The organism is Actinocrispum wychmicini (genome assembly GCF_004345645.1).
In the GTDB taxonomy this organism is placed as follows: Bacteria; Actinomycetota; Actinomycetes; order Mycobacteriales; family Pseudonocardiaceae; genus Kibdelosporangium; species Kibdelosporangium wychmicini.
Genome location: NZ_SLWS01000014.1, coordinates 177,696 through 194,380 on the forward strand (window position 1 = coordinate 177,696; position 16,685 = coordinate 194,380).

At 68.8% G+C, this 16,685-nt stretch carries 17 protein-coding genes; 12 read left to right on the forward strand and 5 right to left on the reverse strand.

Features of this window, described 5'->3' with window-relative positions; all coding sequences use genetic code 11:
* Positions 1 to 567, reverse strand: coding sequence for a hypothetical protein (locus EV192_RS45800; RefSeq protein WP_207926773.1), 567 nt, complete (start codon positions 565 to 567; stop codon positions 1 to 3).
* A 224-nt stretch (positions 568 to 791) separates the two neighbouring features.
* Here EV192_RS45800 and thrS point away from each other — a divergent pair, with 224 nt between their 5' ends.
* Together thrS and EV192_RS45810 are read left to right on the forward strand one after the other, a co-directional pair.
* A complete protein-coding gene (gene thrS, locus EV192_RS45805; RefSeq protein ID WP_132125136.1) occupies positions 792 to 2,807 on the forward strand; it encodes a threonine--tRNA ligase in 2,016 nt (671 codons plus the stop codon).
* Positions 2,804 to 3,355, forward strand: a complete 552-nt coding sequence (locus EV192_RS45810) for an HIT family protein (RefSeq protein WP_132125040.1) — start codon at positions 2,804 to 2,806, stop codon at positions 3,353 to 3,355. The genes thrS and EV192_RS45810 overlap by 4 nt, the downstream gene beginning before the upstream one ends.
* Here the strand turns inward: EV192_RS45810 and EV192_RS45815 are convergent.
* Positions 3,352 to 3,894: a YceI family protein gene (locus EV192_RS45815; protein WP_132125041.1), complete on the reverse strand. Its 543-nt coding sequence runs from the start codon at positions 3,892 to 3,894 to the stop codon at positions 3,352 to 3,354. The genes EV192_RS45810 and EV192_RS45815 overlap by 4 nt on opposite strands.
* Positions 3,895 to 3,990: 96 nt before the next feature.
* On the opposite strand from EV192_RS45815, the gene EV192_RS45820 reads away from it, so the two are divergent.
* Genes EV192_RS45820 through EV192_RS45840 form a run of 5 tightly spaced genes read left to right on the forward strand, consistent with a single transcriptional unit; the run spans position 3,991 to position 8,148 of the window.
* Positions 3,991 to 4,506, forward strand: coding sequence for a MarR family winged helix-turn-helix transcriptional regulator (locus tag EV192_RS45820; protein WP_132125042.1), 516 nt, complete (start codon positions 3,991 to 3,993; stop codon positions 4,504 to 4,506).
* 48 nt (positions 4,507 to 4,554) lie between these two features.
* Positions 4,555 to 5,166: a phosphatidylinositol phosphate synthase gene (pgsA, locus tag EV192_RS45825; protein ID WP_132125043.1), complete on the forward strand. Its 612-nt coding sequence runs from the start codon at positions 4,555 to 4,557 to the stop codon at positions 5,164 to 5,166.
* Complete coding sequence (locus EV192_RS45830; protein WP_132125044.1) at positions 5,163 to 6,071, forward strand: phosphatidylinositol mannoside acyltransferase; 909 nt, start codon at positions 5,163 to 5,165, stop codon at positions 6,069 to 6,071. Before pgsA ends, EV192_RS45830 begins: the two co-directional genes overlap by 4 nt.
* A complete protein-coding gene (locus tag EV192_RS45835) occupies positions 6,068 to 7,198 on the forward strand; it encodes a glycosyltransferase family 4 protein (RefSeq protein ID WP_132125045.1) in 1,131 nt (376 codons plus the stop codon). The genes EV192_RS45830 and EV192_RS45835 overlap by 4 nt, the downstream gene beginning before the upstream one ends.
* Positions 7,198 to 8,148: an NUDIX hydrolase gene (locus tag EV192_RS45840; protein WP_132125046.1), complete on the forward strand. Its 951-nt coding sequence runs from the start codon at positions 7,198 to 7,200 to the stop codon at positions 8,146 to 8,148. The genes EV192_RS45835 and EV192_RS45840 overlap by 1 nt, the downstream gene beginning before the upstream one ends.
* Before the next feature lie 3 nt (positions 8,149 to 8,151).
* On the opposite strand, the gene EV192_RS45845 is transcribed toward EV192_RS45840, so the two are convergent.
* Positions 8,152 to 10,272: an elongation factor G-like protein EF-G2 gene (locus tag EV192_RS45845; protein ID WP_132125047.1), complete on the reverse strand. Its 2,121-nt coding sequence runs from the start codon at positions 10,270 to 10,272 to the stop codon at positions 8,152 to 8,154.
* A gap of 239 nt (positions 10,273 to 10,511) precedes the next feature.
* Here EV192_RS45845 and pdxS point away from each other — a divergent pair, with 239 nt between their 5' ends.
* Positions 10,512 to 11,441 (forward strand): pyridoxal 5'-phosphate synthase lyase subunit PdxS, encoded by a 930-nt coding sequence (pdxS, locus tag EV192_RS45850; RefSeq protein WP_132125048.1) that lies wholly within the window; start codon positions 10,512 to 10,514, stop codon positions 11,439 to 11,441.
* 54 nt (positions 11,442 to 11,495) lie between these two features.
* On the opposite strand, the gene EV192_RS45855 is transcribed toward pdxS, so the two are convergent.
* Positions 11,496 to 12,026, reverse strand: coding sequence for an AMIN-like domain-containing (lipo)protein (locus EV192_RS45855; protein ID WP_132125049.1), 531 nt, complete (start codon positions 12,024 to 12,026; stop codon positions 11,496 to 11,498).
* A 299-nt stretch (positions 12,027 to 12,325) separates the two neighbouring features.
* On the opposite strand from EV192_RS45855, the gene pdxT reads away from it, so the two are divergent.
* The 4 genes from pdxT (at position 12,326) to EV192_RS45875 (ending at position 15,272) form a co-directional block, all read left to right on the forward strand.
* Entirely contained in the window at positions 12,326 to 12,943 is a 618-nt protein-coding gene (pdxT, locus tag EV192_RS45860; RefSeq protein ID WP_132125137.1) for a pyridoxal 5'-phosphate synthase glutaminase subunit PdxT, read from the forward strand.
* A gap of 26 nt (positions 12,944 to 12,969) precedes the next feature.
* A complete protein-coding gene (locus tag EV192_RS45865) occupies positions 12,970 to 13,722 on the forward strand; it encodes a YebC/PmpR family DNA-binding transcriptional regulator (protein WP_132125050.1) in 753 nt (250 codons plus the stop codon).
* A 62-nt stretch (positions 13,723 to 13,784) separates the two neighbouring features.
* A complete protein-coding gene (locus EV192_RS55140; RefSeq protein WP_207926777.1) occupies positions 13,785 to 14,741 on the forward strand; it encodes a hypothetical protein in 957 nt (318 codons plus the stop codon).
* Positions 14,742 to 14,750: 9 nt separating this feature from the next.
* Entirely contained in the window at positions 14,751 to 15,272 is a 522-nt protein-coding gene (locus tag EV192_RS45875) for a DUF4262 domain-containing protein (protein ID WP_132125051.1), read from the forward strand.
* Between the two features lie 6 nt (positions 15,273 to 15,278).
* Here the strand turns inward: EV192_RS45875 and EV192_RS45880 are convergent, their stop codons facing one another.
* Positions 15,279 to 16,667 carry a phosphatidylinositol-specific phospholipase C domain-containing protein gene (locus EV192_RS45880; RefSeq protein ID WP_132125052.1) on the reverse strand — a complete coding sequence of 463 codons (1,389 nt, stop codon included), beginning with the start codon at positions 16,665 to 16,667 and terminating at the stop codon, positions 15,279 to 15,281.
* Between the last annotated feature and the right edge of the window lie 18 nt (positions 16,668 to 16,685).

A 16,685-nucleotide genomic window follows, 5' to 3' on the forward strand; every position in this document is an offset into this window, starting at 1 on the left:
CTAGCGTGGTGTCGGCGTGCCGCTCGGCGGTGTCGGCGTTCCGCTGGGCGGTGTCTGCGTGCCCGGTGTCTGCGGCGTGGCGCTGGCCGGAGGAGGCGGCGCCTTGCGCGGCGGACGAGCCCGGTACGGACCGTCGTAAGGTCCGCCGTACGGGCCGAAACCAGGGCCGCCGCGCGGGTAGCCGTCGCCTCGGAAGCCGTGCGCGGGGACTGGACGGCCGTTGCCGCCGTGGTTGATCAGCGCGATCGCGCCGCCGCCGATGACCAGGCCGGCGAGGCCCGCGGCGACGATCTGGGTGGCCCGGTGCCGCACGAACCGGCCGAAGCCGCCCGGCGGGCGGGGTGGGGCGTGGTAGGGCGGCGGCGGAGGAGGTGCCGCCGCCCCGGCCGCCGTGACCGGTCCTTGCTGACCGGTCACGTTGGGCTCGCCCGCGGGGGCCTGGGGCTGGCCCTCCGCGGCGAGCTGGGCAGTGGCCTGGTCGGCCACGTCCGGCTTGGGCGCATGGTCGGGAGCATCGGCTGCGTCCGGCACTGCGGGCTGCTCGGGCTTGCTGGGTTCGTCGGACACTGGGACTCCCGGTCCTGCGTGGTATTTCGGTGACTTGTCCAGGTTCACCCAGTTAGCTGAGCGTTGCCTGAGCGAAACCTGTCGGTTGGGTAACAGGGGCGCGCCAGGCCCTGATCACCGGCGACTCGATACGATCCACCCCGGCGGCCACCGCCGACACCCCACAGCGAAGGAGCACGACCGTGTCCAATCCTCCCGCCGTCCTGGCCGCACCCGCCGAGCGCGTGGTGGTTCCGGCGGGGACCACGGCGAGCACCGCCGTGCGGGAGGCCGGGTTGCCGACCAAGGGCCCGGACGCCGTGGTCGTGGTCAAGGACGCGCAGGGCAAACTGCGCGACCTGTCGTGGTCGCCGGACGCGGACGTCGAGGTGGCGGCCGTCGCGGCGAACACCGAGGACGGCCGCAGCGTGATCCGGCACTCGACCGCGCACGTCCTCGCGCAGGCCGTCCAGCAGCTGTTCCCCGAGGCCAAGCTGGGCATCGGCCCACCCATCAAGGACGGCTTCTACTACGACTTCGACGTGCCCAAGCCGTTCACCCCGGACGACCTGCAGGCCCTCGAGAAGCGGATGAAGCAGATCATCAAGGGCGCCCAGCGGTTCTCCCGCCGCGTGGTCGAGTCCGTCGACGCCGCCAAGCAGGAACTGAAGGCCGAGCCGTACAAGCTCGAACTCGTCGACATCAAGTCGGACGTGGATACGAGTGAGGTGATGGAGGTCGGCGGCGGCGAGCTGACCATCTACGACAACCTCGACCCGCGCTCCGGCGACCAGGTCTGGGGCGACCTGTGCCGCGGCCCGCACGTGCCCACCACCAAGTACATCCCGGCGTTCAAGCTGACCCGGTCCGCCGCCGCGTACTGGCGTGGCAGCGAGAAGAACCCGCAGCTGCAGCGCATCTACGGCACCGCGTGGGAGTCGCAGGAGGCGCTGGACGAGTACGTGCGCCTGCTGGCCGAGGCCGAGAAACGCGACCACCGCAAGCTCGGCACCGAACTGGACCTGTTCAGCTTCCCCGACGAGATCGGCTCCGGCCTCGCGGTGTTCCACCCCAAGGGCGGCGTCATCCGCCGGGCGATGGAGGACTACTCCCGGCGCAGGCACGAGGAAGAGGGCTACGAGTTCGTCTACTCGCCGCACATCACCAAGGGCACCCTGTTCGAGGTGTCCGGGCACCTGGACTGGTACCGGGACGGCATGTACCCGGCCATGCACCTGGACGCCGAGCTGAACGAGGACGGCACGGTCCGCAAGCCCGGCCAGGACTACTACCTCAAGCCGATGAACTGCCCCTTCCACGACCTGATCTTCCGCTCGCGCGGCCGGTCGTACCGCGAGCTGCCGCTGCGGATGTTCGAGTTCGGCTCGGTCTACCGGTACGAGAAGTCCGGCGTGATCCACGGCCTGACCCGGGTGCGCGGCATGACCCAGGACGACGCGCACATCTTCTGCACCCCCAAGCAGGTGCAGGACGAGCTGAAGTCGCTGCTGACGTTCGTGTTGAACCTGCTGCGCGACTACGGCCTCGACGACTTCTACCTTGAGCTGTCGACCCGCAACGAGGAGAAGTACGTCGGGTCGGACGAGGTGTGGGAGAAGGCCACTGAGGCGTTGCGCGTGGCGGCCGAGGACTCCGGGCTCGAACTGGTCCCGGACCCGGGCGGCGCCGCGTTCTACGGCCCGAAGATCTCCGTGCAGGCCAAGGACGCGCTGGGCCGGTCCTGGCAGATGTCCACCATCCAGGTCGACTTCAACCTGCCGGAACGGTTCGAGCTGGAGTACACCGGGGCGGACGGCACCCGGCAGCGGCCGGTGATGATCCACCGGGCCCTGTTCGGGTCGGTGGAACGGTTCTTCGGCGTGCTGACCGAGCACTACGCGGGCGCGTTCCCGGCGTGGCTGGCGCCCGTGCAGGTGGTCGGGATCCCGATCGCCGACGAGCACGTCGAGCACCTGCAGCGGGTGGCGAAGTCGTTGCGCGCCAACGGTGTCCGCGTCGAGCTGGACCTGTCGGACGACCGGATGCAGAAGAAGATCCGCAACCACACCCTGCAGAAGGTGCCGTTCCAGCTGCTGGCCGGCGCGAAGGACGTGGAGGCGGGCGCGGTGTCGTTCCGGTTCCTGGACGGCACCCAGATCAACGGCGTGCCGGTGGACCGCGCGGTGGAGACGGTCAGGGCGTGGATCGATCGGCGGGAGAACAGCTCGCCGACGGCCGAGACCGTCCAGGCGACCCTGTGACGGAACCTTCGGAGCTGGTCGAGCAGCAGGGTGTCGGCATCCCGGACGCCCTGCAACGGCTGTGGACCCCGCACCGGATGGCGTACATCAAGGGCGAGAACAAACCCGACGACGACGCCAGCGAGGGCTGCCCGTTCTGCAAGGTCGTCGAGATGGACGACGAAGCCGGGCTGATCATCGCGCGCGGCGAGTCGGTGTACGCGTTGCTCAACCTGTACCCGTACAACCCGGGTCACCTGATGGTCGTGCCGTACCGGCATGTGGCGCTGTACCCGGACCTGACCGTGGCCGAGACCCTGGAGTTGGCGGAGTTCACCCAGCGGGCGATGACGGTCGCGCGGGACGTGTCGGCGCCGCACGGCTTCAACATCGGGATGAACCAAGGTGTGATCGCCGGCGCCGGAATCGCCGCCCACCTGCACCAACACGTGGTGCCGCGATGGGGCGGCGACGCCAACTTCATGCCCGTGATCGGCCACACCAAGGTCCTGCCCCAGCTCCTGGCCGAGACCCGCAACCTCCTCGCCGAGGCGTGGCGGAAAACCTAACCCCGCTTGGCCTCGACCTCCAGCAGGATCTGGATCTTGTCGCTGACCATGGCGCCGGCCGCGCCGCCGTGGACGCCGAAGTCCTTGCGGCTGATCTCGGTGGACGCCGAGATGCCCAGGACAGGGGAGCCGTCCGGGCCCTCGCCGAAGCCGTTGATCTCCAGGTTCAGGGTGACCGCCTTGGTCACGCCGCGGACCGTCAGGTCGCCGTCGAGCAGGAAGTTCTCGCCGTCGTGCCGCACGCCGGTGGAGGTGAAGTTCAGCTCGGGGTACTCCTCGACGTGCAGGAAGTCCGGGCTCTTGACGTGGTTGTCGCGCTGCTCCTGGCGGGTGTGGAAGGACGCGGCCTCGATCGTGGCGCTGACCTTGGAGTCGAGCGGGTCCTCGGCGGTGACGATCTCGCCGGTGAACGTGTTGAACTGGCCACGGACCTTGGAGACGCCCAGGTGGCGGACGATGAACGAGACGTCCGAGTGGATCGGGTCGATGGTCCAGGTGCCGGTGAGGTAGCCGGGGATGGTGACGGTAGGGGTGCTCATCGCTATCCTTACTCCCAAGTCGGTTGAAGTTTCAACTTTCAGCCGAGACCCTAGCGCGATGAAGTTGAGAGTTCAACAATGGGGTAGGATGGTGACATGACCGACGTCCGGTGGCTGACCACGCGCGAGCAGGTGACCTGGCGTGGGTACCTCACCGCAACGGGCATGTTCATGGACCATCTCGACCGCCAGATGCAGCGGGACTCCGGCATGCCGCTGGCCTACTTCGAGATCCTCGCGGTGCTGTCCGAGATGCCCGGCCGTTCCCTGCGGATGAGCGAGCTCGCCGAGATGTGCCGGTCGTCCCGCAGCCGGCTGTCGCACGCCGTGTCCCGGCTGGAGGAAGCCGGGTGGGTACGGCGGCGCGCCTGCGAGAGCGACAAGCGCGGCTCGTTCGCCGAGCTGACCGACGCCGGGTTCAAGGTACTGGAGAAGGCCGCGCCCAACCACGTCACCACCGTCCGTGAGCACCTGTTCGACATGCTCACCGACGAGCAGCTCGACCAGTTGGACCAGATCACCACCGCGATCCAGAACGGTCTGACCCCCAAGTGCGACGTGGCCAAAGCCGAGCTGGAGGCGGAGTTCAGAGCCGGGTCCGCCAGCGGTTAGGCTCTGGCACGCCCCACTGCCCCGTGATCAGGTGCCCGCCGAGACCTCATGCTGAACATCTTCGCCCGCGCGTCCGTCTCGCGTGTCACCGATCCGATCGGGGCCCGGTTGGTCAAGATCGGGCTCACCCCGAACGCGATGACCGTGATCGGCACCCTCGGCGCGGTGCTCGGCTCGGTCTGGTTCTTCCCCCGCAACGAGCTGCTCACCGGCACGTTCGTGGTCTGGGGGTTCGCCATGCTCGACCTGCTGGACGGCGCCATGGCGCGGGCCAAGGGCACCGGCACGAAGTTCGGCGGCGTGCTGGACTCCAGCTGTGACCGGATCGCCGACGGCGTGCTCGGCGCGAGTGTCGTCTGGTGGTGCGCGGTGGTCGCCCACAACGACGTCCTCACCGCCGCCGCGCTGATCTGCCTGGTCAGTGGCCAGGTCATCTCGTACGTCAAGGCGCGGGCCGAGGCGTCCGGGCTGCACGCCGATGTGGGTATCGTCGAACGGGCGGAGCGGCTGATCATCACCCTGGTGGGGACCGGCCTGGTCGGCCTGGGGGTGCCCTACGCCCTGCACGTGGCCCTGTGGCTGCTCGCGGTGCTGTCGGTGATCACGATCTTCCAGCGGCTCGTGGCGGTCTGGCAGTCAGCACAAAAGGAGGCCCAGTGAAGGAACGGATCGTCGACAGCGCGTACGCGGCCGGCTGGGGCCTGGTGAAGAGCCTGCCGGAGGGCCTGGCCACGTCCGCGTTCCGGCTCGCCGCCGACCTGGCGGTCCGCCGTGGCGGCGGGGGTGTCCGGCAGTTGCGCCGCAACCTGCGACGGGTCGTGCCGCAGGCGTCGCCGCAGGAACTGGACGACCTGGTCCGCGCGGCCATGCGGTCGTACGCGCGGTACTGGAAGGAGACGTTCCGGCTGCCGGCGATGGACGCCAAGGCCATCGCCCGGCGGATGGACGAGACCGTCGTCGGCCGGGACCTGGTCGACAAGGCGCTGGCCCGGGGCAACGGCCTGGTGGTCGCGCTGCCGCACACCGGGAACTTCGACGCGTCCGGCATCTGGGTCGCGCACCACTGCGACGGGTTCACCACGGTCGCGGAACGGCTCAAGCCGGAGTCGCTGTACGAGCGGTTCCTGGCGTACCGCGAGTCCCTCGGGTTCGAGGTGCTGCCGCTGACCGGCGGCGAAACCTCGCCCTACCGGGTGATGGTGGAGCGGCTGAAGCAGAACCGGGTGATCTGCCTGGTCGCCGACCGGGACCTGACCCGGATGGGAACCCCGGTGACGTTCTTCGGCGAGGAGACCCGGATGCCGGCCGGGCCGGCGCGGCTCGCCGCGAGCACGGGCGCGACGCTGATGGTCCTGGACAACCTGTTCGACGGCGACGGCTGGACTGTTCGGTTCCACTCGCCGCAGCTGGTCGAGTCCCGGGCGGACGCGCCCGCGGCGACCCAGCGGCTGGCGGACCACTACGCCGCGGACATCGCGGCACACCCCGCCGACTGGCACATGCTGCAGAAACTGTGGGTCGCCGACCTGCCGGAAGCCCGGCGTGCGGCGTTGAGCGCCGGATGAAGGTCGGGCTTGTGTGCCCGTACTCCTTCGCGGTTCCCGGAGGGGTGCAGGCGCACGTCGTCGACCTGGCGCGCGCGTTGCGGCGGCTCGGGCACGAGGTGGACGTCCTCGCTCCGGCCGACGACGACACGCCACTGCCGGATTTCGTCCGGCCGGCCGGGCGTGCGGTGAGCATTCCGTACAACGGTTCGGTGGCGCGCCTGTCGTTCGGGCCGGTGTCGTACGCGCGGGTGCGGCGGTGGATCCGGGATCACGACTTCGACGTGGTGCATCTGCACGAACCGATCGCGCCGAGCCTGTCGCTGCTGGCGTTGATCGTCGCGGACGGCCCGATCGTGGCGACCTACCACACGTCGACGACGAAGTCGCGGGCGTTGAACGCGTTCCAGATCGTGCTGCAGCCGTTCCTGGAGAAGATCTCCGCGCGGATCGCGGTGTCCGCGCTGGCTCGACGGGTGCAGGTGGAGCATCTCGGCGGGGACGCGGTGCAGATCCCCAACGGCGTCGACGTCGGGTTCTTCGCCGGCGCCCGGCCACTCGACGGATATCCGCGCCAGGGGCCGACAGTGGGCTTTGTCGGCCGGTTCACCGAGCCCCGCAAGGGAATGCCGATCCTGCTCGCGGCCATGCGCCGGCTCGTGCCGCACATGCCGGACCTGCGGCTGCTGGTGGTCGGCCGGGGCGACGAGGACGACCTGAGGCGCGAGGCCGGCCCCGAACTGGCCGCCCGGATCGACCTGCTGGGTCAGGTCGACGACGAGACGAAGGCACGGGCGCTGGCCAGCGTGGACGTGTACTGCGCGCCGAACACCGGCGGGGAGAGCTTCGGCGTCATCCTGCTGGAGGCGATGGCGGCGGGAACCCCTGTCGTGGCAAGCGATCTGGACGCGTTCCGGCGGGTCCTGGACGACAACAAAGCGGGTGTGCTCACCCCAGTCGGGGACTCGACCGCGTTGGCCGAGGCGTTGCGCGGGCTGCTGGCCGACCCGGCGCGGCGGGCGACGTTGGCGGCGGAGGGCAACCGCCGGGTCGCCCAGTTCGACTGGTCCGTCATCGCCGACCAGGTGCTCCGGGTGTACGAGGCGGCGATCGCGGCCGATCCGCGGCACGTCATCGAGGCGTTGTGATGCTTCCTCTGCTCATCGCGCTTGTCGTGCTGGTGCTGATCCTGTGGCTGTACGCGACCGCTAACCGCTTGGACCGTCTGCACATCAAGACCGACGCGGCATGGGCTGCCTTGGAGGCCGCGTTGGCGCGTCGTGCGGTCGTGGCGCGTGCGGTCGTGGCGACCGGTGTCGCGCCTGGCTCACTGCTGGAGATCGCGGATCACGCCGAGCGGACGCCACGCACTGACCGTGAGGCAGCGGAGAACGAGTTGACGCGTGAACTCGCGGCGGTGGAACGATCACGGTTGCCGTTGGCGCTCGCAGCGGAGCTCGTCGACGCGGAGCAGCGCGTGGTCATCGCGCGGCGCGTGCACAACGACGCCGTACGGGACACGCTGTTGCAACGCCGACGCCGTATGGTCCGGTGGTTGCGGCTGGCCGGGACCGCGCCGAGGCCGGAGTACTTCGAGATCGCCGAACCCGAACTGAACGGCAGCGTGGCCCCATTGGCCCGGACGGCCGCGCGGATCTTGTTGCTGGACGCCGACGGCCGCGTGCTGCTGTTCCACGGCGTGGACGACGGCGGGTCGTTCTGGTTCACCGTCGGCGGTGGTGTGGAGACGGGCGAGGAACTCCGCACGGCCGCGCACCGGGAGCTGCGCGAGGAGACCGGCCTGGAGCTGCCGGACGACCAACTCGTCGGTCCGGTGTGGCGGCGGCGCGCGGTGTTCAGCTTCGACGGCCGCAGTTACGACGCCGACGAGTGGTTCTTCCTGGCCACGACCATGCAGACGGAGATCGACACCGCCGGGTTCAACCAGATCGAGCTGGACACGATCGACGAACACCGCTGGTGGAGCGCGGCGGACCTCCGCACCACCAGTGATGTCGTCTATCCCGTCCAGCTGGCCGACCTGTTGCCGGACCTCCTCGAATCCGAATGGGACGGTCAGACCCGGTCCGTTCGGTAGGACCTAATGCGCGACGCCGGCCACCAGGTTCTGTGGCAGCGGGTCGAAGCGGCTGAACTCGCGGGTGAACGTGGCCGAGCCCGAACTCAGCGACCGCAGGTCGATCGCGTACCGGATCAGTTCGGTCGCCGGCACCTCCGCGCGGATCACCGAATACCCGGGTGAGGTGTCCGCCTCGGTGCCCAGCACCCGGCCGCGCCGGCTGGACAGGTCGCCGAGGACCGTGCCGAGATGGTCGTCGGGCAGCCGGACGGTCACCGTGTCGACCGGTTCGAGGAGGCTGACGCGGCCGTTGGCGGCGGCTTCCTTCAACGCGATCGAGCCGGCGGTCTGGAACGCCGCGTCCGACGAGTCCACGCTGTGCGCCTTGCCGTCCACGAGCGTGACCCTGATGTCCACCACCGGATGCCCGGCCTCCAGGCCGCGTTCCAGCTGCGCCCGGACGCCTTTCTCCACGCTCGGGATGAACTGGTGGGGGACCGCGCCGCCGACGATCTTGTCCACGAACTCGAAGCCCGAGCCGCGCGGCAACGGCTCCACGACGATGTCGCACACCGCGTACTGGCCGTGCCCGCCGGACTGCTTCACGTGCCGCCCGTGTCCCTTGGCCTGACCGGCGAACGTCTCCCGCAACGCCACCTTCACCGGCTCGGTGTCCACATCGGCCCCGCCCGACCGCAGCCGCGCCAACACGACGTCCGCGTGCGCCTCACCCATGCACCACAACACAAGCTGGTGGGTCTCGGCGTTGCGTTCCAACCGCAGTGTCGGGTCGCCGGCGACCAGGCGCGCGAGGTTGCGGGCCATGGTGTCCTCGTCGCTGCGCGTCTTCGCGACGACCGCCACCGGCAGCAACGGCTCGGGCATCTGCCACGGGGCCATCAGCACCGGGTATTCCGGCGCGGACACCGTGTCACCCGTCTCGGCGGAACCGACCTTGGTCAACGCGCACAGGTCGCCCGCGACGCAGTACGGCACCTCGCGCAGGGTTGCGCCGAGAGGGGAGTAGATGTGCGCGACACGTTCGTCAACGTCATGGTCTTCGTGGCCGCGCTCGGCCATTCCATGCCCGGACACGTGAACTGGACGCTCCGGCCGTAGCGTCCCGGAGAACACGCGTACCAACGACACTCGTCCGACGTACGAGTCGACAGCGGTCCGTACGACCTCTGCCGCGAGGTGCCCGTCGGGGTCCGCGGCCAACGCGGGCAGCGATTTGCCATGGGGGTCGGTGACCATCGGCAGGGGGTGTTCCAGGGGTGACGGGAACGCCCGCTTGATGCCGTCGAGCACTTCCGCGAGGCCGAGGCCGGTGGTGGCGCAGACCGGGATCACCGGGTGGAACGAGCCGCGCGCCACGGCCTTCTCCAGGTCCGCGATCAGCTCGTCCTGGTCGAGATCCTCCCCGGCGAGGTACCGGTCCATCAGGGTCTCGTCCTCGCTCTCGGCGATGATCCCCTCGACCAGCTCGTTGCGCGCGTCGGTCATCCGCGCCAGGTCCGCCGGGTCCGGCTCGCCGACCTTCGGCGGGTAGCCGTCGGAGTAGTCGAAGAACCGCTGCGTGATCAGCCCGACCAGGCCGTTCTTGGCAGGCAGGTACAACGGCAGCACCCCGGCGCCGAACGCCTGCTGGCACGCGGCGATCTCGGCCTCCGCGTCGGCCCGCTGGTGGTCCAGCCGCGCGACGATCACCGCACGCGGCATCCCCACGGCGGCGCATTCCTCCCATACCGCGACCGTGGCCGCGTCCACGCCTTCGGCCGCGCAGACCACGAACAGGGCCGCGTCGGCGGCTCGCAGGCCGGCCCGCAGCTCGCCCACGAAGTCGGCGTAGCCAGGTGTGTCGATCAGATTGATCTTGACACCCTCGTACATCAGGGGCGCGACCGACAGTCCCACCGACCGCTGCTGGCGCACCGCGGCAGGGTCGTGGTCGCAGACTGTCGTGCCTTCGGTGACCGAGCCGGCGCGGGACAGCACACCCGCGGCCGTGAGCAGTGCCTCGGTCAGTGTCGTCTTCCCGGAACCGGACGGTCCCACCAGGACGACGTTGCGCACGTTGGCCGGGTCGTTTACAGCGACCGCGGCTCCGGCGTCTGAGTTCTCGGCGTTTTTCTGCGCCATTGCCATCAACCTCCCGCACAGACCGTGTTCAGATGCAGGACACAATGTGCTCGATCTCACACCCGTTCGCAGGTCGGGGACAAGCCCCCAACCGAGTCGGCCACAGGGGGCGTGGGTAGGGGTTACTCCGGTGGCGGCGGCCACAACCTGGGGTTTCGATGAAGTGGCCTGGCGATATCGCATGGGATTGGACCGTTTGAGCGGGCCACGTCCGCCGTAGGATTCCAGGTGAACGACACATGACCGAAAAGGAGCCGACAGCCGTGACCACCAGCCCTGACACGGTCCAGCAGACCGGGACCGCCCGTGTGAAGCGCGGCATGGCGGAGATGCTCAAGGGTGGCGTGATCATGGACGTGGTCACCGCCGAGCAGGCCAAGATCGCCGAGGACGCCGGCGCGGTCGCCGTGATGGCGCTCGAACGCGTGCCCGCGGACATCCGCGCGCAGGGCGGCGTGTCCCGGATGAGCGACCCGGACATGATCGACGGCATCATCGCCGCCGTGTCCATCCCGGTGATGGCCAAGGCCCGGATCGGGCACTTCGTCGAAGCGCGGGTGCTGCAGTCCCTCGGCGTCGACTACGTCGACGAGTCCGAGGTGCTCACCCCGGCCGACTACGCCAACCACATCGACAAGTGGCAGTTCACCGTGCCCTTCGTGTGCGGCGCGACCAACCTCGGCGAGGCGCTGCGCCGGATCACCGAAGGCGCCGCGATGATCCGTTCCAAGGGCGAGGCCGGCACCGGTGACGTCTCCAACGCCACCACCCACATGCGCAAGATCCGCGCCGAGATCCGCCGCCTGCAGACCATGTCGCAGGACGAGCTTTACGTTGCCGCCAAAGAACTCCAGGCGCCCTACGAGCTGGTCCGTGAGGTCGCCGAGCTCGGCAAGCTGCCGGTCGTGCTGTTCACCGCGGGCGGCATCGCCACCCCGGCCGACGCGGCCATGATGATGCAGCTCGGCGCGGAGGGCGTGTTCGTCGGGTCCGGCATCTTCAAGTCCGGCAACCCGGCCCAGCGCGCCGAGGCGATCGTGAAGGCCACCACGTTCCACGACGACCCGGACGTGATCGCCAAGGTCTCCCGCGGCCTGGGCGAGGCCATGGTCGGCATCAGCGTCGAGGAGATCGCGCAGCCGCACCGCCTCGCCGAGCGCGGCTGGTAGCTCGCCCCGAAGCGAACGCGCCTGGCCTGGGGGCCAGGCGCTTTCTTCGTACCGTCACCAGAAATGCGCCACGTCCACCACGATCCGGTCGGGCAACGTGAACACCCGGAACGGCAGCCGGGCCCGGACACCCAACCCCACCGTGGTGACCGCCTCGAACGAACCGGCCCAGGCCGCCTGCCGGAAGGTCTGGAACCCGGCCAAGTTCACCAACTCGGCGGGATTGGCGAACACATAAGTGGGGTTGCCGTTCTGGTCGTAGGCCGGCGCGCGCAGCACAATCGCCAGCCTCGCACCACCGCGCAACGGCACCGGCGCGCCACTCGGATCCATCGTCACCTGGTCCACATAGGACACATTGAATCCGTCGACCGCTCCACGGAAGTCGAACACCAGGCGGTCATAGCAGTCGTGCTGGCCGGCCCGGAGGCCGACCAACTCGGCGGACACAGTGGACGGTGCCGACTTCGGCAGCGAGCCCCACGTGATCCCGCAGTACGGGGCGGTGGCCGCCGCGGCCATCGGCACCGCGAGAACCACGGCGACAATCGCGCCGACCATCAAGCTGACAGTTCGAATGATCATTTCTCGACTCCCCTCGAGAGAGGGTGAAAACTCCAAAGATGTAGACGAGACGCCCGAAAAGCCGGGAAGTTGCCTGATCATCGGGTATTTGCCAAATGTCACCGAGCAACGATTTGTGGCGAATTCCGGTGGACTGATCTCGACGTTTCCCGATGCTGCCCACCGCGGACACCGTCGGCACCCCTGCCGGCGTCCACAACCTCACCCGCCGCCGAAAGCCCGAACTCGCCACCGCCTACGCCGGCCCGACCGGTGGCCTTCTAAACTGGGAGGAAGGCGTTCGGGAGGGAAGGCCACCTTTGTCCACACAGCCACTTGTCGGCGTGCTCGCTCTGCAGGGCGACGTGCGGGAGCACGCGGCCGCCCTGGCCGAGTGCGACGTGCGGGTCCAGCTGGTGCGGCGGCCGGAGGAGATCGCGGCGCTCGACGGGATCGTGCTGCCCGGCGGGGAGTCGACCACGATGTCCCGGCTGCTGGAGACGTTCGAGCTGCTGGAGCCGTTGCGGGCGCGGATCGCGGCCGGGCTGCCGGCCTATGGCTCGTGCGCGGGCATGATCATGCTCGCCGCCAAGGTGCTCGACGGCCGGCCCGACCAGCACCAGCTCGGCGGGATCGACATGATCGTGCGCCGGAACGCGTTCGGCCGGCAGGTGGACTCGTTCGAGGAGGACCTGGACTTCACCGGGGTCGACGGCGGCCCGCTACACGCGGTGTTCATCCGCGCGCCGTGGGTCGAGTCGGTGTCGCCGGAGGTCGAAGTGCTCGCCACGGTCCCGGACACCCCGACCGCCGGAGCCGCCGCCGGTAGGATCGTGGCGGTTCGGCAACAGTCCGTGCTCGCGACCGCCTTCCACCCGGAACTCACCGGCGACGGGCGGGTGCACCGGCTGTTCACGCAGATGGTACGGGCGTCCTGACTGGCGCTTCGAGCAACGGAGGAGAAATGAGCGGCCACTCCAAGTGGGCGACGACGAAACACAAGAAGGCCGCCCTCGACGCCAAGCGTGGCAAGCTGTTCGCGAAGCTGATCAAGAACATCGAGGTCGCCGCGCGGACCGGCGGGGGCGACCCGGACGGCAACCCCACGCTGTACGACGCCATGCAGAAGGCGCGCAAGAACTCGGTCCCGCTGGACAACATCGAGCGCGCCCGTAAACGCGGCGCCGGTGAAGAGGCGGGCGGCGCCGAGTGGCAGACGATCATGTACGAGGGCTACGGCCCGAGCGGCGTCGCGGTGCTCGTCGAGTGCCTGACTGACAACCGCAACCGCGCGGCCGGTGAGGTCCGGACCGCGATGACCCGCAACGGCGGCAACATGGCCGACCCGGGCTCGGTGTCGTACCTGTTCAACCGCAAGGGTGTCGTGGTGATGCCCACGGGCGACCTGTCCGAGGACGACGTGCTCATGGCCGTCATCGACGCCGGTGCCGAAGAGGTCAACAACCTCGGCGACAGCTTCGAGATCGTCTCCGAGGCCACCGACCTGGTCGCGGTCCGCAAGGCCGTGCAGGAAGCCGGCTACGACTACGAGTCGGCGGAGTCGAGCTTCCTGCCGTCGGTGTCGGTGCCCCTGGACGTCGACGGCGCCCGCAAGGTGTTCCGGCTGATCGACGCGCTCGAGGACTGCGACGACGTGCAGAACGTATACGCGAACTTCGACGTGAGCGACGACATTTTGGCTGCTGTCGATGCGTAGGTAGCCCGCGCGTGTAACACTGTGCCGGTTGTGATCAAGGCACAGTCCTGGGGGATTGCGGGATGAACTACCAACAACAGCCCTACCAGCAGGTTCAGCCGGCAGGGCCCCGGGTCGCGCCCGGGGTCCTGGTCGGCGTGAGCGTCTGGCGACTACTCATCGTGATCAGCGCGTGCGTCGGGTTCTTCTCGGCGATGAGCCGCGGCAAGGCGTCGAACCTGCTGCCGGCACTGAGCCAGCAGGCCAGCCTGCTCGTCGGCATCGTGTACCTGGGCCTGCTGCTGTACCCGGTGTTCACCGGCGGCCGACGGCACGAACCCAAGTCGCCGTGGTGGCGTGGATCCATGGTGATCCTGCTGATCCTGGTGTGCGTCACCTACCTGGCGATCATCGGCGGCAGCCTGGACGCCACGTGGTCCCTGTTCGAGCACTTGATCACGCCGTTGCTGGTGCTCGTCGACTACCTGGCGGTGGGCCGCAACCAGGCCGCGGCCAAGTGGTGGCACCCGATCACGTGGCTCAGCTTCCCGCTGGCGTACCTGGTCTACTACATCGCCGCCGACCTGCGGATGTACGGCAGTTTCCTGAACCCGAAGAAGAGCGCCTTCCCGGGCGTGATCGCCGGGTTCATCGCCGCGCTGCTCGTCCTGGGCTTCATCCTGTTCGCCTTCGGCAAGATGAAGGCCGCCGCGGCCAGGCAACGAGCCGGATACCAGCCCTACCAGGGATACCCGCAGCAGTACCAGCAAGCGCAGTACCAGCAACCAGGGCAGTACCAACAGGACTCACAGCAGTATCCACAACCAGGGCAGTACCAGCAGGACCCACAGCAGTACCACCAGCAGGCCGCGCCGTACCAGGCCCAGGACTACCAACAGCAGGCTGCCCAGTACCAGGCTCAGCAATACCAGGCCCAGCCCCAGCAGTACCAGCAGCAGCCGCAGGACCCACAGCAGTACCAGCAGCCGTATCCGGCGCAGACCCAGCAACCACCACCGGGTTATCGCCCGAACGGGTGACCAGGCAGAATGGCGGCCGTGTCCCCAGCGCCACTCAACCCTGACGAGCAGCGGTTCCGTGACTGGATTGTCCGGGAAACCGAGACCAACGGCACTGTCGTGATCGACGTGCCCCCGGACCAGGAAGGCGCGGGCTACACGTTCTCGGTCGGCGCGTGGCGCCGGTTCGGCGTCTCCGAGGCAGTGGTCCTCGGCCTGCCCGAAGGCATGGGCAACACCCTGATCCACCTGTACCTGGAGCGCGCCAAAGGAGGCGAACGCTTCCTCCCCGGCCATATCTACGACGACTTCTTCGAAGGCGTCCCGATCACGGTCGAACGCGTCGCCAAAGGCCACTACCTGGAGTACTTCGGCAGCGCGTTCGTCCTGTACCGCAAAGGCGACTTCCCGGCGCTGCAGCTGATCGTGCCCACCCCACAGGGCCACTGGCCATGGTCCGCGGACGCGCCGGACGGCTTCCAGGACTGGCAGCACGTGCTCACCGAAAGCGGCCGGCCAGAGAGTTGGCTCCCTGGCCTCAACGGGCCGTAGCGGCTCCTACTGCACGGCTCCGCTGGTCAACGAGGCGTACCAGGACGTCCACGGCTGGTTGGTGGCCGGGTAGTTGGCCAACGGGTTGGTGGCGTCCGACGCCGAGTCGAAGTCCCAACCGCGCACGATCTTGCCGGACTGTCGGGCCGAGACGATGAACGACGAATCGGTCGCGGGCGCCGCGTAGAACACCGCACCCTGCTGCAGTTCGGCGCTGTCGCCGTCCTGGAACTCGTCGAAAGCCGTTTGCTGGTAACGGATCCGGTCGCCGAAGACGCGGTCGGTGGAGTACCGCAGGGTCTGGGCGGACGTCGCCCCGTCGGCGCCTGTCCACACCGACACCGATGTGCTGCCGCGGGCCGCGAATGCCTTGTTGTATCGGGGATCCGAGGTCTTCGCGTTCCCCGTCCAGGACACCGTGTCGCCGTTCAGGGTGCCGTTCCAGGTCCAGTTCTGGCTGTTGGACTGGCTCTTGTGGACCTCACGCAGGGTGTTCGCGCCGGTGAACACGAGGGTGGGTAGCACGCCGTTGTCGTACTGGTGGCTGGCCGACCAGGTGATCTCGCCGTTGCTGTCGAGATGGCCGACGTGGTACCAGAGCGTGCTGAGCGACTGCGACTGGTGGACTTCGACGAGCGTGCCGTTGTCGCTCAACGCCACCGCGGGGGTCTGGCCGTTGTCGTACTTGCCGTGCCGCAGCCAGGTCACGCGGCCGTCCGCGCCGTACGTCCCGGTCCAGTACCACAGGCCGCCGCCACCCGAGTCGTGCACCTCGACGATCTGGCCTCGGCCGTTCAACGCGACCGCCGGGTTGTAGCCGACATCGCGCTTGTACTCGGTACGGCTGCCGCCGTCGCCGGACAACAGCACCAGCACCCGGCCGCGCAGTGTGTCGACCGACGGCAGCGCGCCCGGATAGTCCTTGGCGAGCAGCAGCCGCGGGCCGAAGACGTCGGTGAGCTCCTTGTTCAACGCGGTCATGTTGCCCGCCGCGAACGACTGGTTGTCGGTCAGGTCGTCCTTGAGGTCCAGCATGACCACGATCGGGGCGTGCGTGGTGTGCGCCGCCGACCAGCCGTTCACCACGCCCAGCCAGTCCCGCAGGGTGTTGGCCGCCGGGTTGCCGTTGTGGTCGACCAGGTCGCCGGGGCTGCTGTGGCCGATGGCGTAGTCGCGGTTCGTGTCGTACCCGTTGTCGTGGACGTCCAGTTCGACGAACCGGACACCGTGGTCGAGCTGGTACGGGATGGAGTGCTTGGTGCCGTCCACGTCACCCGAGTAGCTGTTGTGGGTCGCTTTGAAGATCGCGGACGCGAACGGGACGTCAGCTGAGGCGCTGCCGACCGGCAGGACAACGGAGGCCAGGACCGTGGTCACGGCGAGCAATCGACGCATGACACGGAAGATAGGTCG

Coding starts and splice junctions, on each gene's coding strand:
- EV192_RS45865 (WP_132125050.1), top strand. CDS start 12,970: ATGAGCGGCCACTCCAAGTGGGCGACGACGAAACACAAGAAGGCCGCC.
- pdxS (WP_132125048.1), top strand. CDS start 10,512: ATGACCGAAAAGGAGCCGACAGCCGTGACCACCAGCCCTGACACGGTC.
- EV192_RS45880 (WP_132125052.1), bottom strand. CDS start 16,667: ATGCGTCGATTGCTCGCCGTGACCACGGTCCTGGCCTCCGTTGTCCTG.
- EV192_RS45835 (WP_132125045.1), top strand. CDS start 6,068: ATGAAGGTCGGGCTTGTGTGCCCGTACTCCTTCGCGGTTCCCGGAGGG.
- pgsA (WP_132125043.1), top strand. CDS start 4,555: ATGCTGAACATCTTCGCCCGCGCGTCCGTCTCGCGTGTCACCGATCCG.
- EV192_RS45845 (WP_132125047.1), bottom strand. CDS start 10,272: ATGGCGCAGAAAAACGCCGAGAACTCAGACGCCGGAGCCGCGGTCGCT.
- EV192_RS45855 (WP_132125049.1), bottom strand. CDS start 12,026: ATGATCATTCGAACTGTCAGCTTGATGGTCGGCGCGATTGTCGCCGTG.
- EV192_RS45820 (WP_132125042.1), top strand. CDS start 3,991: ATGACCGACGTCCGGTGGCTGACCACGCGCGAGCAGGTGACCTGGCGT.
- EV192_RS45875 (WP_132125051.1), top strand. CDS start 14,751: ATGGCGGCCGTGTCCCCAGCGCCACTCAACCCTGACGAGCAGCGGTTC.
- EV192_RS55140 (WP_207926777.1), top strand. CDS start 13,785: ATGAACTACCAACAACAGCCCTACCAGCAGGTTCAGCCGGCAGGGCCC.
- EV192_RS45815 (WP_132125041.1), bottom strand. CDS start 3,894: ATGAGCACCCCTACCGTCACCATCCCCGGCTACCTCACCGGCACCTGG.
- EV192_RS45840 (WP_132125046.1), top strand. CDS start 7,198: ATGCTTCCTCTGCTCATCGCGCTTGTCGTGCTGGTGCTGATCCTGTGG.